General features: G+C 68.4%; 21 protein-coding genes and 1 pseudogene. 7 read left to right on the top strand and 15 right to left on the bottom strand.

The features are described from left to right. Positions 1 to 71: 71 nt before the first annotated feature. Positions 72 to 854, bottom strand: coding sequence for an SDR family oxidoreductase (locus MHZ91_RS06250; protein WP_239212952.1), 783 nt, complete (start codon positions 852 to 854; stop codon positions 72 to 74). Positions 855 to 1,020: 166 nt separating this feature from the next. Between MHZ91_RS06250 and MHZ91_RS06245 the strand changes: the two genes are divergently transcribed. Then, the gene (locus MHZ91_RS06245; RefSeq protein WP_239212951.1) at positions 1,021 to 1,548 is read left to right on the top strand and encodes an MgtC/SapB family protein; all 528 of its coding nucleotides are present in this window, start codon (positions 1,021 to 1,023) and stop codon (positions 1,546 to 1,548) included. A gap of 88 nt (positions 1,549 to 1,636) precedes the next feature. On the opposite strand, the gene MHZ91_RS06240 is transcribed toward MHZ91_RS06245, so the two are convergent. The 6 genes from MHZ91_RS06240 to MHZ91_RS06215 all read right to left on the bottom strand — a co-directional run bounded on the left by MHZ91_RS06240 (position 1,637) and on the right by MHZ91_RS06215 (position 6,281). Further along, positions 1,637 to 2,383: an SDR family oxidoreductase gene (locus MHZ91_RS06240; protein WP_239212950.1), complete on the bottom strand. Its 747-nt coding sequence runs from the start codon at positions 2,381 to 2,383 to the stop codon at positions 1,637 to 1,639. A gap of 55 nt (positions 2,384 to 2,438) precedes the next feature. After that, on the bottom strand, positions 2,439 to 2,807 hold the full coding sequence (locus MHZ91_RS06235; protein WP_175137687.1) for a cupin domain-containing protein: 369 nt from the start codon (positions 2,805 to 2,807) through the stop codon (positions 2,439 to 2,441). A 100-nt stretch (positions 2,808 to 2,907) separates the two neighbouring features. Beyond that, complete coding sequence (locus MHZ91_RS06230) at positions 2,908 to 3,717, bottom strand: AraC family transcriptional regulator (protein WP_239212949.1); 810 nt, start codon at positions 3,715 to 3,717, stop codon at positions 2,908 to 2,910. 15 nt (positions 3,718 to 3,732) lie between these two features. Then, positions 3,733 to 4,125, bottom strand: a complete 393-nt coding sequence (locus MHZ91_RS06225) for a VOC family protein (RefSeq protein WP_175124421.1) — start codon at positions 4,123 to 4,125, stop codon at positions 3,733 to 3,735. A 60-nt stretch (positions 4,126 to 4,185) separates the two neighbouring features. Beyond that, a complete protein-coding gene (locus tag MHZ91_RS06220) occupies positions 4,186 to 5,187 on the bottom strand; it encodes a formylglycine-generating enzyme family protein (protein WP_239212948.1) in 1,002 nt (333 codons plus the stop codon). Positions 5,188 to 5,417: 230 nt separating this feature from the next. After that, the gene (locus tag MHZ91_RS06215) at positions 5,418 to 6,281 is read right to left on the bottom strand and encodes an AraC family transcriptional regulator (protein ID WP_239212947.1); all 864 of its coding nucleotides are present in this window, start codon (positions 6,279 to 6,281) and stop codon (positions 5,418 to 5,420) included. Positions 6,282 to 6,425: 144 nt separating this feature from the next. Between MHZ91_RS06215 and MHZ91_RS06210 the strand changes: the two genes are divergently transcribed. Then, positions 6,426 to 6,968 carry a carboxymuconolactone decarboxylase family protein gene (locus tag MHZ91_RS06210; RefSeq protein WP_175137691.1) on the top strand — a complete coding sequence of 181 codons (543 nt, stop codon included), beginning with the start codon at positions 6,426 to 6,428 and terminating at the stop codon, positions 6,966 to 6,968. Between the two features lie 114 nt (positions 6,969 to 7,082). Here MHZ91_RS06210 and alkB read toward each other — a convergent pair whose 3' ends face one another. The 3 genes from alkB to MHZ91_RS06195 form a co-directional block, all read right to left on the bottom strand. Continuing rightward, a complete protein-coding gene (gene alkB / locus MHZ91_RS06205) occupies positions 7,083 to 7,736 on the bottom strand; it encodes a DNA oxidative demethylase AlkB (protein ID WP_239212946.1) in 654 nt (217 codons plus the stop codon). Between the two features lies 1 nt (position 7,737). Continuing rightward, the gene (locus tag MHZ91_RS06200) at positions 7,738 to 8,451 is read right to left on the bottom strand and encodes a 2OG-Fe(II) oxygenase (protein ID WP_239212945.1); all 714 of its coding nucleotides are present in this window, start codon (positions 8,449 to 8,451) and stop codon (positions 7,738 to 7,740) included. 162 nt (positions 8,452 to 8,613) lie between these two features. Further along, complete coding sequence (locus MHZ91_RS06195) at positions 8,614 to 10,155, bottom strand: phospholipase D family protein (RefSeq protein ID WP_239212944.1); 1,542 nt, start codon at positions 10,153 to 10,155, stop codon at positions 8,614 to 8,616. A 118-nt stretch (positions 10,156 to 10,273) separates the two neighbouring features. Here MHZ91_RS06195 and MHZ91_RS06190 point away from each other — a divergent pair, with 118 nt between their 5' ends. Then, on the top strand, positions 10,274 to 10,855 hold the full coding sequence (locus MHZ91_RS06190; protein WP_239212943.1) for a helix-turn-helix domain-containing protein: 582 nt from the start codon (positions 10,274 to 10,276) through the stop codon (positions 10,853 to 10,855). Between the two features lie 7 nt (positions 10,856 to 10,862). Continuing rightward, positions 10,863 to 11,399, top strand: a complete 537-nt coding sequence (locus MHZ91_RS06185; protein WP_239212942.1) for a GNAT family N-acetyltransferase — start codon at positions 10,863 to 10,865, stop codon at positions 11,397 to 11,399. Positions 11,400 to 11,420: 21 nt separating this feature from the next. Here MHZ91_RS06185 and MHZ91_RS06180 read toward each other — a convergent pair whose 3' ends face one another. Further along, positions 11,421 to 11,753 carry a hypothetical protein gene (locus MHZ91_RS06180; protein ID WP_056558301.1) on the bottom strand — a complete coding sequence of 111 codons (333 nt, stop codon included), beginning with the start codon at positions 11,751 to 11,753 and terminating at the stop codon, positions 11,421 to 11,423. A gap of 261 nt (positions 11,754 to 12,014) precedes the next feature. On the opposite strand from MHZ91_RS06180, the gene MHZ91_RS06175 reads away from it, so the two are divergent. Then, positions 12,015 to 12,830 (top strand): SDR family NAD(P)-dependent oxidoreductase, encoded by an 816-nt coding sequence (locus MHZ91_RS06175; protein ID WP_218343048.1) that lies wholly within the window; start codon positions 12,015 to 12,017, stop codon positions 12,828 to 12,830. Positions 12,831 to 12,891: 61 nt separating this feature from the next. Here the strand turns inward: MHZ91_RS06175 and MHZ91_RS06170 are convergent, their stop codons facing one another. Continuing rightward, positions 12,892 to 13,647 carry a sulfite exporter TauE/SafE family protein gene (locus tag MHZ91_RS06170; RefSeq protein WP_218343049.1) on the bottom strand — a complete coding sequence of 252 codons (756 nt, stop codon included), beginning with the start codon at positions 13,645 to 13,647 and terminating at the stop codon, positions 12,892 to 12,894. Then, entirely contained in the window at positions 13,644 to 13,883 is a 240-nt protein-coding gene (locus MHZ91_RS06165) for a sel1 repeat family protein (RefSeq protein WP_239212940.1), read from the bottom strand. The genes MHZ91_RS06170 and MHZ91_RS06165 overlap by 4 nt, the downstream gene beginning before the upstream one ends. A 298-nt stretch (positions 13,884 to 14,181) precedes the next feature. Between MHZ91_RS06165 and MHZ91_RS06160 the strand changes: the two are divergent. Then, positions 14,182 to 15,063 (top strand): annotated as a pseudogene (locus MHZ91_RS06160) (LysR family transcriptional regulator); the annotation flags it as partial. A 91-nt stretch (positions 15,064 to 15,154) separates the two neighbouring features. Here MHZ91_RS06160 and MHZ91_RS06155 read toward each other — a convergent pair. After that, entirely contained in the window at positions 15,155 to 16,555 is a 1,401-nt protein-coding gene (locus MHZ91_RS06155) for an MATE family efflux transporter (protein ID WP_239212938.1), read from the bottom strand. Between the two features lie 132 nt (positions 16,556 to 16,687). Between MHZ91_RS06155 and MHZ91_RS06150 the strand changes: the two genes are divergently transcribed. Next, positions 16,688 to 17,164, top strand: coding sequence for a MarR family winged helix-turn-helix transcriptional regulator (locus MHZ91_RS06150; protein WP_218343307.1), 477 nt, complete (start codon positions 16,688 to 16,690; stop codon positions 17,162 to 17,164). On the opposite strand, the gene MHZ91_RS06145 is transcribed toward MHZ91_RS06150, so the two are convergent. Then, positions 17,161 to 18,069: a DMT family transporter gene (locus MHZ91_RS06145; protein ID WP_239212936.1), complete on the bottom strand. Its 909-nt coding sequence runs from the start codon at positions 18,067 to 18,069 to the stop codon at positions 17,161 to 17,163. The two genes, MHZ91_RS06150 and MHZ91_RS06145, sit on opposite strands and share 4 nt — an antisense overlap. Positions 18,070 to 18,148: the final 79 nt, after the last annotated feature.

Genomic DNA, 18,148 nt, shown 5'->3' with positions numbered 1-18,148 from the left:
GCTGGCGCGCGATTGCCGATCGATGTGCCGGCAGGCGGCGGGCGCCTGACGCGCATCCGCCGCGCCGGGCATCAACGCCCGTGCGTGGCGTACTGTTCGCCGCCATCGAGGTCGATCACCGTCCCGCTCAGATAACCCGCGCGCGGCGAGGCGCCGAAGACGATCATGTCGGCCACCTCGCCCGGCTCCATCAGCCGCCCGAACGGTAGATCCGACAGTGTTTCCTGCCAGCGCGATTCATCGCCCCAGCGCGCCTGCGCGCGTTGCCGCGCCAGCGTCAGCACGCGATCGGTGCGCGTGCGCGACGGATTGACGCCGAACACCCGCACCCCGTGGCGCGGCGATTCGCCGCCCAGCGCCCGGGTGAATGCAATGAGCGAGGCGTTGGCCGCCGCGCCGCAGATGTAATCGGCGCGCGGCGCCGAGCCCGCCATGCCGATGATGTTGGCAATGACGCCCGACCCCGCGTCGCGCATCGCCGGATAGTAGTGGCGCGCCAGGCTGATGTAGCCGTGCACCTTCAACTCCCAGCCCGCGCGCCAGCGTTCGTCCTGAACCTGATCCAGCGCGCCGCCCGGCACGGCGCCGGCATTGTTCACCAGGATGTCGACGGGCCCCGTTTCCTTGCACAGGCGCTCGGCCGCGCCGGGTTGCGCCAGATCCAGCGTCACCGCGCCGGCCTGCCGTCCCGTCTGCTCGCGGATCGCCGCCGTGGTGCCATGCAGCGCGGCATCGTCACGCGCAACCAGTACCGGCTCGGCGCCTTCCCGCGCAAACGCGATGGCGCACGCCAGACCGATGCCCTTGGAGGCGCCCGTGATGAGGACGCGTTTACCCGCCAGCTGCAAATCCATGTAGCGCTCCTGTCGATGCGCGCCGGTCGGCGCGGCCTTGCAGACGTTGTAAACCGGATGCGCGGCGCTGTGGGATCCAGGGCAGAATTTTTGAAGACGCGAAGGTGCGCCGCGTCCGCGCGCCGCCTGCTATGCTCGGTTTCTCCTCGGATCCAAGGACTCGTCGATGTCGCAAATCTGGCTGGAAATTTGGACTGCAGTGCGTACTGAATTTGCCGATATTCCCGATGTGGCGGAGGCAACACGCATTGTGCTGCGCTTAAGCATGGCCGTCCTGCTGGGTGGCCTGTTGGGTTACGAACGGGAACGCAGAGGCAAGGACGCCGGGCTGCGCACACACATGCTGGTGGCGCTGGGCGCGGCCATCTTCGTGCTGGTGCCGTTGCAGGGCGGCATGGAGGTCGGAGACCTGAGCCGCGTGCTGCAAGGCGTGATCGCGGGCATCGGCTTTCTGGGGGCGGGCGCCATCATCAAGCTGGGCGCCGAGCGCGAAATCCACGGCCTCACCACATCGGCCAGCATCTGGATGACCGCCGCCATTGGCGTGGCCGCCGGCATGGGCCGCGAGGCCACCGCCGTGGTCAGCACCCTGATGGCGCTGTTTGTGCTGGCCGTGCTGCGCCGCGTCGAGGCGCGCATTTCCGCAAGCCAGGAAAAGCGCGTGATCTCGACGGACGACAAAGGGGCGCCGTAGTCAGCGCGCGCTCGGCGCTTCCTGTATAGCGCAGATACCGTCTGACACCGGAACTAGAACTGCCCGGCGGCGTCCTGCCGGGCGGCTATTAACTTCCGCCCGACACCTCGATGAACGAGCCGCTGGTATAGCCAGCCTCGTCCGAAAACAGCCACATCACCGCCCCGGCCACCTCTTCCACGGTGCCGCCGCGCCGCATCGGGATGACGCTTTTCAGCCGGTCGACGCGGCCCGGCTCGCCGCCGCTGGCGTGCATCTCGGTGTAGATCGTGCCGGGGCGCACGCCGTTCACGCGGATGCCTTCGGGGGCGACTTCCTTGGACAGCCCGATGGTCAGCGTGTCCATCGCGCCCTTGGACGCGGCGTAGTCCACGTATTCGTTGGGCGATCCCAGCCTCGCCGCGGCCGACGACACATTGACGATGGCGCCGCCCTGGCCGCCGTGGCGCGGCGACATCCGCCGCACGGCTTCGCGTGCGCACAGGAATGCGCCGACCACGTTGGTGGACAACACCCGGTGCAGCCGGGCGGCATCCATGTCCTCGACGCGCATCTGCTTTTCCAGGATGCCGGCGTTGTTGACCAGCGCGTCGATGCGACCCAGGCGCTCGTCCAGCGTGCGGAACATGCGCAGCACCTGGTCCTCCTGGGCGACATCCGCCTGAATCGCGACGGCCTTGCCGCCGTCTCGGGTGATCTCGTCCACGACCGCCTCTGCGGCATCGGCATTGGCGTGGTAATTGACGCCGACCGCGTACCCGCGGCGGGCGGCCAGCTTGGCGATGGCAGCCCCGATGCCGCGGCTGCCGCCGGTGACAAGCATGACTTTGGACATGGTTTCCTCCTGTGGTGGCATCACTGTTGGGCCACACGTTAGCAAACGCGGCCGATCAGATCCATACGTCGTTGGGCGCACGGCGCGGCCCGCCTTCGTCGCCGGTGTTCGCGACGCCGCGCGGCTCGATCAGCATGAGCTGCACTTCCTGCGGCGCACAGGGCTTGTGCTCCACGCCCTTGGGGATCACGGTCATTTCACCGGGACCCAGCGCGATCTCGCCGTCACGCAGCGCGATCCGCAGATGGCCCGCGATGACGATGAACGTCTCGTCCGTGTCGGCGTGCGAATGCCAGACAAAATCGCCTTTCAGCTTGACGAGCTTGAACTGGTAGTCGTTCATCTCGGCAATGACCTTGGGCATCCAGTGGTCGTGGATCAGGGCCAGCTTGGCGGCCAGATTGATGGAAGCAGGGAGGGACATGGCGGGCTCGTGGGGATGGAAAGCCCCACGATACGGCGGCGCCGGGTGCGCCGTCTTGTACGATCGAGCAGCTTTTGCCGATGCCCGCCGGGGACGCGCGTCAGCCGTTCAGCATCCGCCGCCAGCGGTCGGGCGCCATGCCGTAGGCCTGCACATGTCGGCGCGTAAGGTGACTTTGATCGGTGAAGCCCGCGTCGGCGGCAGCCTGCGCCAGCGGCGTGCCCACCGCGATCAGCCGGCGCGCCAGGTCCAGGCGCCGCAGCATCACGTAGCGGTATGGGCTGGTGCCGAACAGCGCGCGGAAATCGCGCGACAGGCTCCAGCGATCCGTGCCCGCCGCACGCGCCAGGTCGTCCAGCAGGATCGGCTGGTCCAACGATGCATGGATGAACTGCCGGGCGCGTTCGGCTGCGGCGTAATCGGGCGCACGCCGGCCGGTTCTGCGGCCCGCGGCGGCGCACAGCGCGTGCGCCAGTTCAAACAGCGCGTCGTCTTCCTGTAGCGGATCGATGTCCTGGCCCGTGGCCTGGAGCAGCGCGCCGCTGGCCGCGTACAGCCGCGGATCGGCGCTGATGCCGTCGCGGATGAACGGCAGCGGCCGGCCGCCCAGGATCTGCTGGATCATCGCCGGCTCCACGTAGATCATCCGGTAATGAAAGCCCGCCTCGGTGCCGGCCTGGCCGTCGTGCGCTTCGTCGGGATGCAGCACGATGGTGCCGCCCGGCAGGCTGTGCTGCATGCCGCGCCGGTAATGAAAACTTTGCACGCCGGCCAGGGTGCGGCCGATGGCGTAGGTGTCGTGGCGGTGCATGTCGTAGCCATGCCCGCCGAAGTACGCTTCGATGCGTTCCACGCGGCTGGACGGCGCGGCACGCCGGATCCAGTCCTTGCGGGTCGCATCGACGGCCATGAGCAGACCCCGCGGCTACGCCGGCTGCTTAAGCTGGACCAGCACGAACTCGTTGCCGTACAGGTCGATGAAGTGGGCGTACGCGGCGGTCTCTTCCTGTACGGGCTCGCGCGTGAAGCGCACGCCCTTGGCCGAGAAGTGCGCGTGATCGCGCAGCACGTCGTCCGTGTAGAACACGCCGACGGGCTGGCCGCCCGTCTGGTCGCCCACGCGATCGCGCTGGGCCTGCGTCTGGGCCTGCAGCAGCCACATGCCCACCGAGGGCTGATCGTGCAGACGCAGATGCACATAGCGCTGTTGGCCGACAGGCATGTCGACAGACACCTCCATCCCGAGCTTGTCCCGGTAGAAGGCGATGGCGGTGTCGTAGTCGTTTACCAGCAGGACGAGACGGCCCAGCGTGTGCATATCAGGACTCTCTTCAAATGGATCGTGCGGCCATGCTAACCCACCAGGAAGTCTTTGACCTCAGTCGGCGGCGTCGGCCTCGCGCAGCAGGCGCACGCCGACCAGCGGATAGCGCGTTTCCTGCGTGTTCCAGTTGCGGTACGACGAGCGCGTATACAGCGCCCACGTATGCCACGAGCCGCCGCGCCGCACGCGCACGTTGCCGGCTTCCGGACCCTGCGGATCATCAGTCGGGGAGTGGGCGTAGTAGTCCTCGCCGTACCAGTCCGCGACCCATTCCCATGCGTTGCCGTGCATGTCGTACAGGCCGAACGCGTTGGGCGCGTAGCTGGCGACCGGGGCGGTGAAGGTGTTGCCGTCGTGGCGCGGCGAGGCAAAGGCCTGCCACTTCGGCCACAGCGGGCTGGCGTCGGCATCGAAACCGTTGCCCACGTCAGGCATCGCGGCCGGGTCGTCGCCGTTCTGGTAGCGCGTGCGCGTGCCGGCCCGGCAGGCGTATTCCCATTCGGCTTCGGTCGGCAGGCGGTACACGCGGCCTTCCGTCCTGGTCAGCCATTGCGCCAGCGCCTGCGCGTCGTTCCAGCTGATGTTCACCACCGGGTGATCGTCGCCCTGCTTAAATCCCGGGTTGCGCCAGGAATACCGTCGGTCGCGGCCTTCGAAGGCGTCGCCCGACGCGGACGTTTCCGGATCGTAGGCGGCGTTGTAGCCGTAGCCGCCGGTGCCGTCGGCTTCGGACTCCGGCACGTAGCCGGACGCTTCGATGAAGCGCCGGAACTGGCCCACGGTGACTTCCGTGCGCTCCAGGTAGAACGGCCGCGTGATGCGAACGGCGTGCACCGGCGCTTCGTCAAAGAGCTGGGCGTAGCGGTCAGGCGGATAGTGCGGATACGCGGCGGCCAGCGTGTCGGCCCCTTCGTCGCTACCCATCTGGAACGTGCCCGCCGGGACACGCACGAACGTCATACCCAGCGAGTTCTCGACGATGTCGGGCGGCGTGGCCGCCTGGACGGACGCGCAGGTCAGGGTGCAGAGCAGGGCGAAGGCAGTGCGGGTACGCATGGCAGTCCGACGGGTTGGGCCTGAGGGGTGCGCAATAGTAGGTCCGCTGCGCGGCCGCCGCCAGACATGGTGAACCCTCATGTTGGACGGACGCGTCGGCGGAAACGGGAGCGGCGGAGCGCCGGATCGCCGGATCGCCGGATCGCCGGAGCGCCGGACCGCCGGAGCTTCGGACCGCCGGACCGCCCGCCGGCGGACCCCCAAAGGCTGCATCGTGGACTGCCGCCCGCTCAGTTTTCCCCCGCCCGCGCATCCAGCCATTGCCGCGGTGATGCGCCCAGCTTCTGGCTGAAGATGCGCGACAGGGCCGACGCGTTCGCGTAGCCCAGTTCGGCGGCGATCGTCTTGACGGCGATGCCTTCCCGCAAGCGCGACTGCGCCAGCGTCAGGCGCCAGTCGGCCAGGTAGTCCGCCGGCGGCTGGCCGACCACGTGCTTGAACGCGGCGGCAAAGGCGCTGCGCGACATGCCTGCACGGCCGGCCAGCGCCGCCAGCGTCCAGGCCGCGCCGGGCTGCTCGTGCATGGCGACCAGCGCACGCGCCAGGCGCGGCTCGGCAAGACCCGTCATCAACCCGATCTGTATGCCGGCCTCGGCAGGATGGTCGATCAGCCAGCGCAACAGCTGGATCAACACCACCTCAAACAGGCGGTCCGCCAGCAGCCGCTGCCCGCATCGCACCTGTTCGGTTTCGGCGAACAGCAACGCCAGCGCCTGCGCCAGTCCGTCAACACGCGCCAAAGGCAGCGCGATCAGCGGCGGCAGCGCGCGCACCAGCGGATGGTGGTCGCCGCCTTCGAAGTGCAGCGTGGCGCAGGTGAAATCCGAGCCGTCCTCGGGCGGGTTGTGGAATTCATGGTGCACCGGGCGTGCGTAGAACAGCAGCGTCGGCTCGGCCACGCGCAGCCGGCGGGGCAGACCGCTGCCGGCCCGGTGCGCGACCTCCATGTCGCCGCGCCGCAGCACATGCAGGAAGGCGCGCCCGGGTTCGGGCGCGAACCGGTTCAGACCGCACAGCGGGCCGGCATGGAACAGGTGCGCCCGCACGCGGAACCGGTCGAGCAGGGCGGACAGACGGTCGAGCGAAGGTGTCATGGCGTCTTGGACGAATAGATATGAATCGTGGACGATAGGTGCCCAATATTACTCCCGGCCCACCCATACTGACGCAAAGGCAGCAGGGAAACCAACCGGCGCCTTTCCCACAACGACTGAATCAGCTTACTGAAAGGAAACATCATGTCCCGCGTTCAACTCATCGACTCCTCCGTTGCGCCCGCTGCCAGCAAGGCGCTGCTTGACCAGATCCACGGCGCGTTCGGCGCGACGCCCAACATGTTCCGCGCGGTCGCGAACTCGCCGGCCGCCCTGAAAAGCATGTGGGGCGCGTTTGGCGCCCTGGGCGGCGGCGTGCTGCCCCCGCAACTGACGGAAAAGATCGCCGTCGCCGTCGCCGACCGCAACCGCTGCGAATACTGCCTGGCCGCGCACACCGCGCTGGGTCGCAAGGCTGGCGCCACTGCCGAACAGATGGCTGCGGCCCAGGCCGGCCACGCCGACGATCCGCAGACGGCCGCGGCGCTGGATTTCGCGCTGAAGCTGGTGCGCCAGCACGGCCAGGTGGCCGACACCGACGTGGCGGCGGTGCGCGCAGCCGGCTTCAATGACGAGCAGATCGTCGAGATCCTGGCGCATGTGGCGTTGAACCTGTTTACCAACTACGTGAACGTGGCGTTCGACGTGCCGGTGGATTTCCCGCGTGTGCAGTTGCGCGCGGCGTGAGCGATCCGGGGCCAACCTGGGCAACCCAGGCGGCCTTGGCAACGCGCGGCCCGCGCTGTCTCCACGGCCCGGGCCGCCGCGTTCCGCAGGGGCGCCGGCAGCGGCCGCGCGCCCCTATCCTGCCTTGCGTATCGTGAAGTTGATGCGCTGGCTGCCCAGCCGCAGATGTGGCAGGTCCTTCAGCGGCATCACGCCGTGAAACCGCAGGCGGTCCACGCCTCCCCACACGACGACGTCACCGTGAAACAGCGGCACCCGCGAGGCGCGGTCCGCGCGGTCGTCTCCCCCAAACAGAAACATCGCCGGCATGCCCAGCGACACCGACACGATGGGCGCGTTGAAATCGCGCTCGTTGCGGTCCTGGTGCAGCGACAGACGCGAGCCGGGTTCGTAGCGGTTGACCAGGCACGCATCGGGCGCAAAATCCGGAAAGCCGGCTTCCCGCGCCGCGTCCTGCGCCAACTGCCTGAAGGCCTGCGGCATCGCCGGCCAGGGCTGTCCGGACACGGGGTCGATGCGGCTGTAGCGATAGCCGCGGGCGTCCGTCGTCCACCCCAAGTCGCCGCAGTTGGTCAGCGCCACCGACATCGTGTACCCGCCGGGCGTCTCCATGTGCCGGAACGGCGCCTGCGCGGTCACGTCGTCCACGCCAGCCAGCAGCGCGTCAACGGTTGGCAGCGCAAAGCCGCGCAACACCAGGGATTGCGGGCCGATGGTCACGCGGCCATGCTGGGCGGGATCGTCGCCGCCGAATAGGTCCAGGGTCATGTCACACCGCGTCGTGAAAAATGATGCCCAGCGTGTGGCGGCGCCCCGACCGCAGCTCGCTCACGCCGTGGCGCATGGCCACCTTGCGCCACCCGCGCACGCCGGGAACCGGCCGCTGGTTCACCGTGAAGATCAGCGCATCTCCTTGCTTCAGGGGCAGCACGTCGGCGCGCTGCTCTCGGCTGCCGGTTTCCGTCATGACGAATTCACCGCCCGTGAAGTCCACGTCCGGCGTGGACAACAGCACCGCCACCTGCAAAGGAAACACGTGTTCGCCGTACAGGTCCTGGTGCAGGCAGTTGTAGTCGCCCGGCCCGTACTGCAGGATCAATGGCGTTGGCCGGCGCTGGCCGGCCGCGTGGCACCGCGCAAGAAAATCCGCGTGATCCGCGGGGTACTGCACGCCGATGCCCATCTGCCGGTTCCATCGGTTGGCGATGGGCGCCAGTTGGGTATAAAGCGCGCCGCGCAGGCGGGCAAGCAGGTCAGGCAAGGGATAGCGGAAATACTTGTACTCGCCGCGCCCGAATCCGTGACGCGCCATCACGATACGGCTTCGGTAGCGATCATCGTGATCGTAGGCGTCCGACAGCGCGATGCATTGCGCAGGCGTCAGCAAGGCGGGCAGGATGGCGTTGCCGTGCGCGTCGAGGTCGGCAACGGCGCGGTTCCAGTCCTGCTGCGCGAGCAGGGCGTCGGCGGGCGTGGTGGTCATGGTCGTTGAATGGAGAACTACTGCGGCAAATTTACGGCGGCAGATTCACTGCGGAAAATCGCTGCGTCCAGTCTACGCCTTGCGAAATGAACGGCCACTCCGCTTGTTGCGGATTCCGATGGACCGGGTCGCGTTTGACCGGGTCGCGTTCGACTTCCACCCCTACAACAACGGCTCCAGCGGCAATAGCGACGCCACCCACACGGTCGCGCGTTGCAACACGCTGGCGCCGGGCTCGCGGTCATGGCGCACCGTGTGGCCGTCGCGATCTTCCAGCCAGTAGAGCTTGCCCATCTCATCCAGCATGACGCGGTAGGCGGTGCGGGGCAGTTCTTCCTCGAAGGCCTCTTCGATGCCACGCGCCAGCGCCGGGCTGTCGATCACGAATCCCAGCTCGGTGTTCAATCGCGCCGAGCGCGGATCGAAGTTGAACGACCCGACGAACACGCGCTCGCCATCCACCGCGAAGGTCTTGGCATGCAGGCTGGAGCCCGAACTGCCGAAGGGACCCATGCTCTTGTTGCGCTCGACACCTTGCGCGGCGCGCTTCATTTCGTAGAGCTCGACGCCGGCGGCCAGCAAGTCCTTGCGGCGCTTGGCGTAGCCTGAATGCACCACCGCCACGTCGGTGGCTTCCAGCGCGTTGGTCAGCACCCGGACCTTGACGCCATTGCGCGCCATCTTGGCAAACGCCTGCGTGCCGGCGGCGGTGGGCACGAAGTAAGGCGACACCAGCAGCAGTTCCTTTGCCGGTTCGCCCACGATCTCGTGCAGTTGGTGCGGCAGCATCGCCTCGGGGGGCGCGGTGCCCAGCGTCTTGCCCGGATCGTCGCTGACCATTTGGGTGCTCGCCCAGATCAGGGGCAGTTCGCCGCCAAGCAACTGCCGGATGAAGGGCAGGTCGCGCATCGCCTGCGCATAGGCTGCGGCCTCGGGCGACTGTTCGACCGCGGCCGCGTCCGCCTCCAGTTCTTCCAGTTCGTTGGACGCAGCCTTCCGGACGATGCCTTCCACCGGATAGGCGGAATCGCTGCGCCAGTAGCGGTCGAAGTCGCCCGACACGTCGCTGACGGCGGCGCCGATGGCCAGCACGTCCATGTCCCTGAACAGCACGCCGTCGGTGGCGCCAAAGTACTCGTCGCCGATGTTGCGGCCGCCGACGATGGTGGCCTGGTTGTCGGCGGTAAATGACTTGTTGTGCATCCGGCGGTTCAGCCGGTTGAAGTCCGTCAGGTAACCAAGCGGCTTGGGCCAGCGCAGCGTGAAAGGGTTGTAGAGCCGCACCTCGATGTTCGGATGCCCGTCCAGCGCGGACAGCGTCCGGTCCAGTCCCGACGTGCCGTTGTCGTCCAGCAGCAGGCGCACGCGAACGCCCCGGTCGGCGGCCTCGTGCAGCGCCTCGAACAGCATGATGCCCGTCATGTCGTCGTGCCAGATGTAGTACTGCACGTCCAGACTGCGTTCGGCCGCACGCGCCAGCATCATGCGCGCGGCAAAGGCGTCCAGGGGATCGGCGAGGGCGTGGATGCCGGACTTGCCGGGATGCGCGGCGGCCAGTGGGGCGATCGCCCGGCCCAGCGGCGTTGCGCCGGCTTCCTCATCGGTAAGTCCCTGCGACACGCTGCGCTTGTCCAGCGAGGGAAGGGAACAACCGGAGGTCAACGCGCAAAAGATGGTCATGTAGAGGTGTTTGCCCAAGTGCATGACCGCTATTGTGCCGAATCCGGCGCGGGTCGCTCGTAGTGTCCGGCGGGCGAACGGATTGCGCATCGGGGAAACCACGCGGTCGACATGTTTTCATATATGGAATAAATTCCCGGATATGGAACAACCAAACACCGCCGCCGCCGCCGATGCCGGGCTGGACCTTCGTCTGGCCGCCCGGCTAAAAACCCTGCGCCAGGACCGGGGCTGGTCGCTGGACGATCTGGCCGGCCGCGCCGGCATCAGCCGCGCCACGCTTTCCCGCCTTGAAAATGGCGAGGTCAGTCCCACTGCCAGCGTGCTGGGCAAGCTCTGCGCAGCCCATGACATGACGATGTCGCGCCTCATGCTGATGGTCGAAGACGACTTTGCCGCCCATGTGCCCGAGGCCGCGCAGGCGGTGTGGGTGGATGACAGCGTGGGTTTCCGCCGCCGCTCGGTGTCGCCGCCGTCGCAGCGCCTGGCGGGCGAGGTGCTGGCCTGCGAACTGGCCGCCGATGCCCGCATCCGATATGACCAATCGCCACGGCCCGGCCTTGAACACCATCTGCTGATGCTGGACGGCGAGCTGTCCGTCACGGCCGACGGCCATACGCATCGCCTGCTGCCGGGCGACTGCCTGCGCTACCAGCTATTCGGCGCCAGCGCCTTCGTCACCCCGCCGCACAGCGGCGCCCGCTACCTGCTTTTCATCGTCTGAGCCTGCCATGACCCCTGCAAACCTTGAATTGACGCTGCTGACGGCCGACGCCGCCGCGGCCGCCGTCCCCGAGCTGGCCACCTTGCTGCACGCGTGCGTGCAGGGCGGGGCCAGCGTCAGCTTCGTGCTGCCGTACACGCATGACGACGCGCAGGCGTTCTGGCGTGGCAAGGTGCTGCCGGGCGTCGAAAGCGGGGCGGTGAAGTTGTGGGTGGCGCGCGTGGACGGGCGGGTTGCCGGATCCGTGCAACTGGACGTCGACACGCCGCCGAACCAGCCGCACCGCGCCGAGGTGCGCAAGCTGCTGGTGCATCCGGATTTTCGCCGCCAGGGCATCGCGCGCCGGCTGATGCACGAGGTCGAGGACATGGCGCGCCGCCTGCATCGCAGCCTGCTCACGCTGGACACGCGCACGGGCGATTCGGCCGAGCCGCTGTACGCGTCGCTGGGCTATCGGACGGTGGGGGTGATTCCGGGATTTGCGCGCGATCCGCTCGACCCGGCGAAGGTGGACGGAACGACGATCATGTACAAGCCGCTATGACCGGCGTTCCGCGCGGGGCGATCAGGCCAGCGGCTTGATGCCCACGCTGTAGGGCGGCGCGTTGCCGCGCGCGGCGGCCTTGATCTTCAGCATGGACCCGCCGGGCGTGTACTCGAAGTCCTGATAGGGGACTTCAAACCATTGGTGAAAGCTGGTGCGCGAGAACTCGGGCACCCACACCTTTGCCCGTTTGGCGTCGCAGTGGAATTCCACCAGCGTGCGGTCGATGCCCAGTGGGCGGGTATTGCCGATGCGGTAGCTGACGCGCAGCTCGGCGCGTGCAACGCGGCCGGGCTGCCAGGTCAGGCCGATGGATTCCATGAAGTGTTCGATCGCTTCAATGCCGCGATGCATAGCTGACTCCGAAAGCAGCGGGGAAAGAAAGCCCCGCAATGACCCGCCGCGCGTGGCGGCGGCAAACAGACGGATTATCCGCCATATCGCATTGCCGTAGAAATAGGCAGGTTTCACGCAAGATCCTGCCTGTACGCCCGCGCACGCGATTCTTACTATCCTGTCCAGGGCCGCGCCGGCCGTGGCTCTGCGGAGCGCGGGGGCAATCGGCCGGGCAGCCAGGCATCTTGCCGGCGGCCGCAAGCAAGGGAAGGGAATCGCATGAATACCGAAAAAATCTGGTTGGTGACGGACGCGTCGGCCGGGCTGGGCGTCACGCTGGTCAAGATGCTGCTGGACCAGGGGCACAAGGTCGCGGCTACGTCGGACGACGGCGATGCGTTGCTGGAAGCGGTGGGCGCCAAGCTGGAAGGCCGGTTCCTGCCCCTGACCGTCAACCTGGCCGACGAGCGCGCGGTGCGCCGCGCGGTGGACGCCACGACGGCGGCCTTTGGCGGCATCGACGTCGTGGTGAATGGCGCCGGCCAGGGCGTGCAAGGCTCGCTCGAGCGGTTGTCGGACGCGCAGTTGCGCGGCACGTTCGATATCCACGTGTTCGGGGTGCTGAACGTCATCCGCGCCGTGATGCCGCGTCTGCGCGCGCAGCGCGGCGGGCATGTGTTCAATATCTCGTCGATTCTGGGTTTCGATGGCCGCGCGCCGGAATGGGGCGCCTACAGCGCCGCCAAGTTTGCCGTCAGCGGGCTGACCGAATCCCTGGCCGCCGAAGCCGCGCCGCTGGGCATCCGGGTGTCGCTTGTCTACCCGGGCGCGATGCGCGCGGGTGATGCGCAAGCATCCCCGGAGCTGGCCGCGCGCGGCGAGCAAGGGTGGGACCAGGGCGGCGATCCGGTCAAGGCGGCGCAGGCGCTGATCCAGGCCGCCGAGGCGCAGTACGCGCCCCTGCATCTGTTCCTGGGCCGCGATTCCTTCGATCAGGCGCGCAGCAAGATCCAGTCGGTGCAACAGGAGCTGGCACGGTGGCGCGAGATGTCCGTGTCGATCGGCGCTGTCGACGGAAGACGGCTGGCCGCTTGAGGCCTACAGCGCGCCAGCCGCATCGGGTGAGCAGCCCGCAGACCGTTGAGGCGCGCAGCCGCTAGCCGCCCAGCAGCCCGCGCCCGGCCTGGTAGGCGCCCAGCAGCGCCAGGCTGACCATGAAACACAGCTTGAACGTGCGCGCGGAAAGCCGACCGCGCAGCCGTTGCCCGAGCGCCATGCCGGCCAGTGCCGGCAGCAGCATCAGGAGCGACGCGCTGGCGGCGCCGGCCGTGTAGCCGCCGTTCAGCCACAGCCCCGCGGCCAGCGCCACGGTCGACACCGTGAAGGAAATCCCCATGGCCTGGATGAGCGCGTCCTTGTCCAATTTCAGGGCTTGCAGATAGGGCACGGCCGGGATGACGAAGACGCCGGTGGCGGCGGTGATCACCCCGGTCACCGCGCCGGCCGCGATGCCCATCCATTGTTCATGCCGGGGCTGCACCGTGGGCGGCGAGCCAAACAGTCCCCAGGCGGCATAAGCCACCAGCGCCAGCCCCAGGAAGATGCCGGCCCAGTCGCCCGAGGGCGGACCCAGCCACAGCGCGCCCGCCACCGTGCCCGCGCAGACGCCGGCCTGCATGCCGGCGATCCGGCGCAGGACCCCGCGCAGTGTGACCCACGGCAACGCCTGCCACAGGTTGGTGATGAGCGACGGTACGATGAGCAGCGCGGCCGCCTGCGCCGGCGCCATCACCAGCGCCAGCAATGCCATCGAAATGGTGGGCAGGCCCAGCCCAACCACGCCCTTGACCACGCCGGCCAGGACGAAGACCGTCACGACAGCCGCGAGCAATACGGGATCGAAAAGATTCATGCGGGCTCGCAGTGCGCGGTCAGCGCGTCCTTGGGGCGGCCGAACAGGGCGAAGGCCACATCCTGCGACGGTCCTTCGTTCTGGCGGGCGGCGCGCAGCAGCCATGCGCGCCCCTCGCACAGGTCGGCGGGCAGCGACGGGCCGTACAACGCGGGACCGCCGATCAGCACCATGCCCAGCATCCGTTGCGCGGGCGGATGGTCCGCGCGCGCGGCGGCGCGCAGCCACGTCAGCATTGCGCCATGGTCGCCCTGCGTCTGCGCTTCCTATGCCAGTGCGTACTGCTGGGCGGGGGTGAGGGGGCCGCCAAGTCCGGCCTGTGCTTCGGCTACGCCTGAGGCGTGCAGCGCCAGTACGACCAAGGCCAGCCCCGGCCAGCGCGCGGTCCGGGTGCGCAACGTTGCAGTGTTCATGATTTCCGCCTGTTTGGGTGGGTATGGACGCATTCTCACGCTCGCGCCCGGCCGCGCCTATCGGGATCTGGCGTACCCAGACTATGGCTGCGCCTGAGGCTGGCGTGCTACGCTTTTTTCCATGCGCTTTGACCTGACCGACCTGCGGCTTTTCCTGAACGTGCACGAAACCGGCTCCATCACGGCGGGCGCGGGGCGGTCGCACATGACGCTGGCGTCGGCCAGCGAGCGCATCCGGGGCATGGAAGACGCGCTGGGTGTACCGCTGCTGGTGCGCGAGCCGCGCGGCGTGCAGGCGACGCCCGCGGGGCGCACGCTGGTCCATCATGCACGGCTGGTGCTGGGCCAGATCGACCGCATGCGCGGCGAGCTGGATCATTACGGCGCCGGGCTGAAAGGCCATGTGCGTGTGCTGTGCAACACCACGGCGCTCAGCGAATACCTGCCGCCCGTGCTGGGCGCGTTTCTCAAGGACCATCCGCATATTTCCGTCGACCTCGAAGAGCGCCTGAGCCACGAGATCGCCGACGCGCTGCGGACCGGCGCATGCGACATCGGGGTGCTGGCGGATTCGGCCGATCTGCACGGCCTGCGCACGCGCATCTTCCGCCATGACCCGCTGACGCTGATCGTGCCGCGCAGCCATCCGCTCGCGGCGCTGCAACAGGTGCTGCTGGAGGACGTGGCCGGGTTTGAATTCGTCGGACTGGTGCAGGGCAGCGCGCTGCAGGAGCACATCGCGCATCACGCGCGCCGCAGCGGCAAGGCGCTGTCCTATCGCGTGCGGTTGCGCAGTTTCGATGCCGTCTGCCGGATGGTGGGACAGGGGGTCGGCGTGGCGATCGTGCCGCGCGCGGCGGCGGTGCGCTATGGCCGCGCGGCGGGGGTAAGCCGCGTCGCGCTGGCGGATCCGTGGGCGGCCCGCGATCTGGTGCTGTGCGTGCGTGATGATCTCCCCGCGTACGCGGCGGATCTGGTGGCCTATGCGTTGCGCGACGCACCGGCTGGCGATGCGGCAGAAGCGCGGTCTGGCGCGCCTGGCCAGAATGCAATTGGCGTTCCCGCCACCGCTCCCGCCACCGCGCCCGCCCGCGCTACCGCGCGAACTGCCGGCGCCCCGGCAGGTGGCCGCGGTCAAACCACGAACCCGACGCGACGGCGGCCAGGATGATCAGGCCGTAAATGCACATCGCCACGGCCGCGATCACGAAGAACACCGTCAGCGAACCGGTCATGTGCAGCGCGACGCCGCCTGCGCCGATGCCGATCAAAAGCCGCAGGAACCCCGCCAACAACGGCCACTTCAGCCGCCCGGCGCCTTGCGACGCGAAGTACAGCGAAAAGCCCAGCGCGAAAAACCCATACACCGGACCCACAATGCGCAGATAACCGGCGCCGGCCTCCAGCATGTGATCCTGCGCGCCGAACAGGCGCAGCCACGCGTCGGGGAAAAACGCCGCGGTCAGCCCGATCGCCTCCGCCAGCACGAACGCCATCGCCCCGCCCGTCAAGGCGATGCGCATGGCGCGCTCCGGTTGGCCCGCGCCGATGTTCGAGCCGACCATCGCCACCATGGGCGCGCCCAGCCCGAAGGCGATGGGCATCAACAGATATTCCAGCCGCACTGCCACGCCATAGCCCGCCACCGCTGCCTCGCCCGCGTAGGCGCCCACCAGCGCCGCGGTCAGGGCCACCAGCGCGTTGGTCATGAGCGGGTTGATGGTGGCCAGCGCGCCCACGCTGAGGATGTTGCGCATCAGCGTCGCATGCAGCCGGCTGGCGACCAGCCGCGCCGCGTTGCGTCCGCTGGCGCAATAGGCGCCCAGGATCAGCGTGCCCACGGCGTAGTAGATCACCAGCGCCCAGCCGCCGCCCGCCACGCCCAGCGCGGGGAAGGGGCCCCATCCGAAGATCAGGCATGGCGACAGGGGAATCAGCAGCAGCGCGCCGCCGCAGATGACCGCGCCCGGCACCAGCATGTTGCCGGTGCCGCGGATGGCGCTGGCAAAGGCGTTCATCAGCCACATCAGGACGATGCCGCCGAAGATCACATTGGAATACGCCAGCGCGGCGTCGAGCGCTTCGCCTTCGGCGCCCAGCGCGCGGTACAGCGCCGGACCGAAGGCCAGCAACAACACGCAGAAGGCCAGACCCAGCAAGGCGTTCAGCACGACTGCATGCAGCACGAGCTGATCCGCCTCCTGTTGCCGTCCGCCGCCCAGCGCGCGCGCGACTGCGGCGGAAATCCCGCCACCCATCGCGCCCTGCGACATGTTCTGCATCAGCATCAGCACCGGCACGACGAGCGCCACGCCGGCCAGCACCGGCGTGCCCAGCCGCGCCAGAAACCAGGTCTCGATCAGGCCGGTGGACGACTGCGCCAGCATCATGAGGATGTTGGGCCACGCCAGCCGCGCCAGCGTGGGCGCGATGGGGCCATGCAGCATGGCTTGCAAGCGCGCATTGGCGGGGCGTGGCGGAGCGGTCGCTGGCATGGGGAAGGCCGGTGGACGTGATCGGCAAAATTTACGTGCATATGCCAATAACTGTCAATAACGGGCTGGACGTGAACCCGCGCGGGCGGTAGCGTTATGTCCTTGCCCGCCGATTTTCCCTCCTTGGCCGCCATGTCCGACGCCCCGCTCCTCGGCTCTGCCGTTCCTCCGGATCCGCTTGTCTGTAACGGCGCTGCGCTGCGCAAGGCGACGCGTCGCGTGTCCCAGCTCTATGACACCGTGCTCGCGCCCTGCGGGCTGAAAGTGTCGCAACATTCGATCCTGGTGCACATTGCCCGCGCGGGTTCGCCGTCGATGACCGACCTGGCCCGCGCGATGGTGCTGGACCGGTCCGCGCTGGCGCACAACCTCAAGCCCTTGCAGCGCGATGGGTACGTGCAGATGATGCGCGACCCGCTGGATGGCCGCAGCCGCCGGGTGGAGTTGACCGAGACCGGCCGCGCCAAGCTGGCGGAATCCCGCCGCTTGTGGAAGGACGCGCAGAACCGTTTCGAAGCCGCGTACGGCGCCGAGCGCGCCGCGGCATTGCGCCACGCGCTGGCCGCCATCTTTTCCGACGACTTCGCGCAGGCCTTCAGCCGCGGCTAAATGCCGTCCCCCGTTCCATTGCTGCGCGGGCCGCCGCGCCGGGTCATTGCCAGGACGCCACCCAGCACGCAACTTATGCCGGCGATCTGCGCGCCGGTCACCGGCTCGTCCAGCAGGCTGGCCGACAGCATCACTGCGGAAACGGGCGCCAGTGCGGTAAAAAGCGCCGCCTCTGAGCCAGGCACGCGCGCCGCGCCCGCGTACCAGAGCAGAAAGCCGCCCACCGTGGGCACCAGCGCGTAGTACGCGACGGCAGCGACCGCGCCAGGCGTGTAGTCCAATGCCCATGGCGCTTCGGTCAGGCTGGCCACCGCGGAAAACGCCAGGCCGAATGCCGTCATCAACGTCGATAGCGCCAGCGGCGCAACCGGAGTGCGCAGGCGCTTGTTCAACAGGATGAACAGCCCCTCGCAGGCCACCGCGCCCAGGATCAGCGCGTTGCCGGCGAGCGACCCGTCCATGCCCCGCGAGGGGGTTCGGCTGGTCATCAGCCACACGCCGAACGCCGCCATGCCGATGGCAGCCAGGGCCCGCCGGCCTGGGCGCTCGCCCAGCAGCATGGCGATCGCGGCGGTGACGAGCGGCAGCGTCCCCAGAATGATGCCGCCGTCCACCGCCGAGGTCCGCTGCAACCCGGCGATCAACAAGGTCGTATATCCGACGCTGCCCGCCACCGCCTGCACCGTCAGCAGCAGCCAGTCCCGCCGGTGCAGCCGGGGCAGGCGCGCGCCGGTCGCCGCCATCAGCAGGGCGAAGCAGGGCAACGCGATGGCAAAGCGCAGGGCGGTCGCGGTGAAGGGCGGCAACCCCACGCCGATGATCTTGCTGGCGGTCACGGTGCTGCCGACCAGCACCATGGCCACTGCCAGATAGAGATACCCGCACCGCAGCCTGTTGATGGCCATCGCCTGAATTCCCGTTGGAAAAGGCGCAGCGTAGGGCGCAGGCGGGAGGCAGGTCTTGAACGAAATTGCAGGGAAGGCG

The organism is Achromobacter sp. ACRQX, assembly GCF_022346505.1.
In the GTDB taxonomy this organism is placed as follows: Bacteria; Pseudomonadota; Gammaproteobacteria; order Burkholderiales; family Burkholderiaceae_B; genus Achromobacter; species Achromobacter animicus.
This window is presented reverse-complemented; position numbering and strand designations above follow the sequence as displayed.

Bases quoted from the DNA above. Each gene is read 5' to 3' on its own strand.
- MHZ91_RS06190 (WP_239212943.1), top strand. From the start codon at position 10,274: ATGGAACAACCAAACACCGCCGCCGCCGCCGATGCCGGGCTGGACCTT.
- MHZ91_RS06215 (WP_239212947.1), bottom strand. From the start codon at position 6,281: ATGACACCTTCGCTCGACCGTCTGTCCGCCCTGCTCGACCGGTTCCGC.
- MHZ91_RS06230 (WP_239212949.1), bottom strand. From the start codon at position 3,717: ATGGCCGTCGATGCGACCCGCAAGGACTGGATCCGGCGTGCCGCGCCG.
- MHZ91_RS06225 (WP_175124421.1), bottom strand. From the start codon at position 4,125: ATGCACACGCTGGGCCGTCTCGTCCTGCTGGTAAACGACTACGACACC.
- MHZ91_RS06180 (WP_056558301.1), bottom strand. From the start codon at position 11,753: ATGCATCGCGGCATTGAAGCGATCGAACACTTCATGGAATCCATCGGC.
- MHZ91_RS06185 (WP_239212942.1), top strand. From the start codon at position 10,863: ATGACCCCTGCAAACCTTGAATTGACGCTGCTGACGGCCGACGCCGCC.
- MHZ91_RS06165 (WP_239212940.1), bottom strand. From the start codon at position 13,883: ATGCTGACGTGGCTGCGCGCCGCCGCGCGCGCGGACCATCCGCCCGCG.
- MHZ91_RS06245 (WP_239212951.1), top strand. From the start codon at position 1,021: ATGTCGCAAATCTGGCTGGAAATTTGGACTGCAGTGCGTACTGAATTT.
- MHZ91_RS06250 (WP_239212952.1), bottom strand. From the start codon at position 854: ATGGATTTGCAGCTGGCGGGTAAACGCGTCCTCATCACGGGCGCCTCC.
- MHZ91_RS06195 (WP_239212944.1), bottom strand. From the start codon at position 10,155: ATGCACTTGGGCAAACACCTCTACATGACCATCTTTTGCGCGTTGACC.
- MHZ91_RS06155 (WP_239212938.1), bottom strand. From the start codon at position 16,555: ATGCCAGCGACCGCTCCGCCACGCCCCGCCAATGCGCGCTTGCAAGCC.
- MHZ91_RS06235 (WP_175137687.1), bottom strand. From the start codon at position 2,807: ATGTCCCTCCCTGCTTCCATCAATCTGGCCGCCAAGCTGGCCCTGATC.
- MHZ91_RS06240 (WP_239212950.1), bottom strand. From the start codon at position 2,383: ATGTCCAAAGTCATGCTTGTCACCGGCGGCAGCCGCGGCATCGGGGCT.
- MHZ91_RS06145 (WP_239212936.1), bottom strand. From the start codon at position 18,069: ATGGCCATCAACAGGCTGCGGTGCGGGTATCTCTATCTGGCAGTGGCC.
- MHZ91_RS06150 (WP_218343307.1), top strand. From the start codon at position 16,688: ATGTCCGACGCCCCGCTCCTCGGCTCTGCCGTTCCTCCGGATCCGCTT.
- MHZ91_RS06220 (WP_239212948.1), bottom strand. From the start codon at position 5,187: ATGCGTACCCGCACTGCCTTCGCCCTGCTCTGCACCCTGACCTGCGCG.
- MHZ91_RS06210 (WP_175137691.1), top strand. From the start codon at position 6,426: ATGTCCCGCGTTCAACTCATCGACTCCTCCGTTGCGCCCGCTGCCAGC.
- alkB (WP_239212946.1), bottom strand. From the start codon at position 7,736: ATGACCCTGGACCTATTCGGCGGCGACGATCCCGCCCAGCATGGCCGC.
- MHZ91_RS06200 (WP_239212945.1), bottom strand. From the start codon at position 8,451: ATGACCACCACGCCCGCCGACGCCCTGCTCGCGCAGCAGGACTGGAAC.
- MHZ91_RS06175 (WP_218343048.1), top strand. From the start codon at position 12,015: ATGAATACCGAAAAAATCTGGTTGGTGACGGACGCGTCGGCCGGGCTG.
- MHZ91_RS06170 (WP_218343049.1), bottom strand. From the start codon at position 13,647: ATGAATCTTTTCGATCCCGTATTGCTCGCGGCTGTCGTGACGGTCTTC.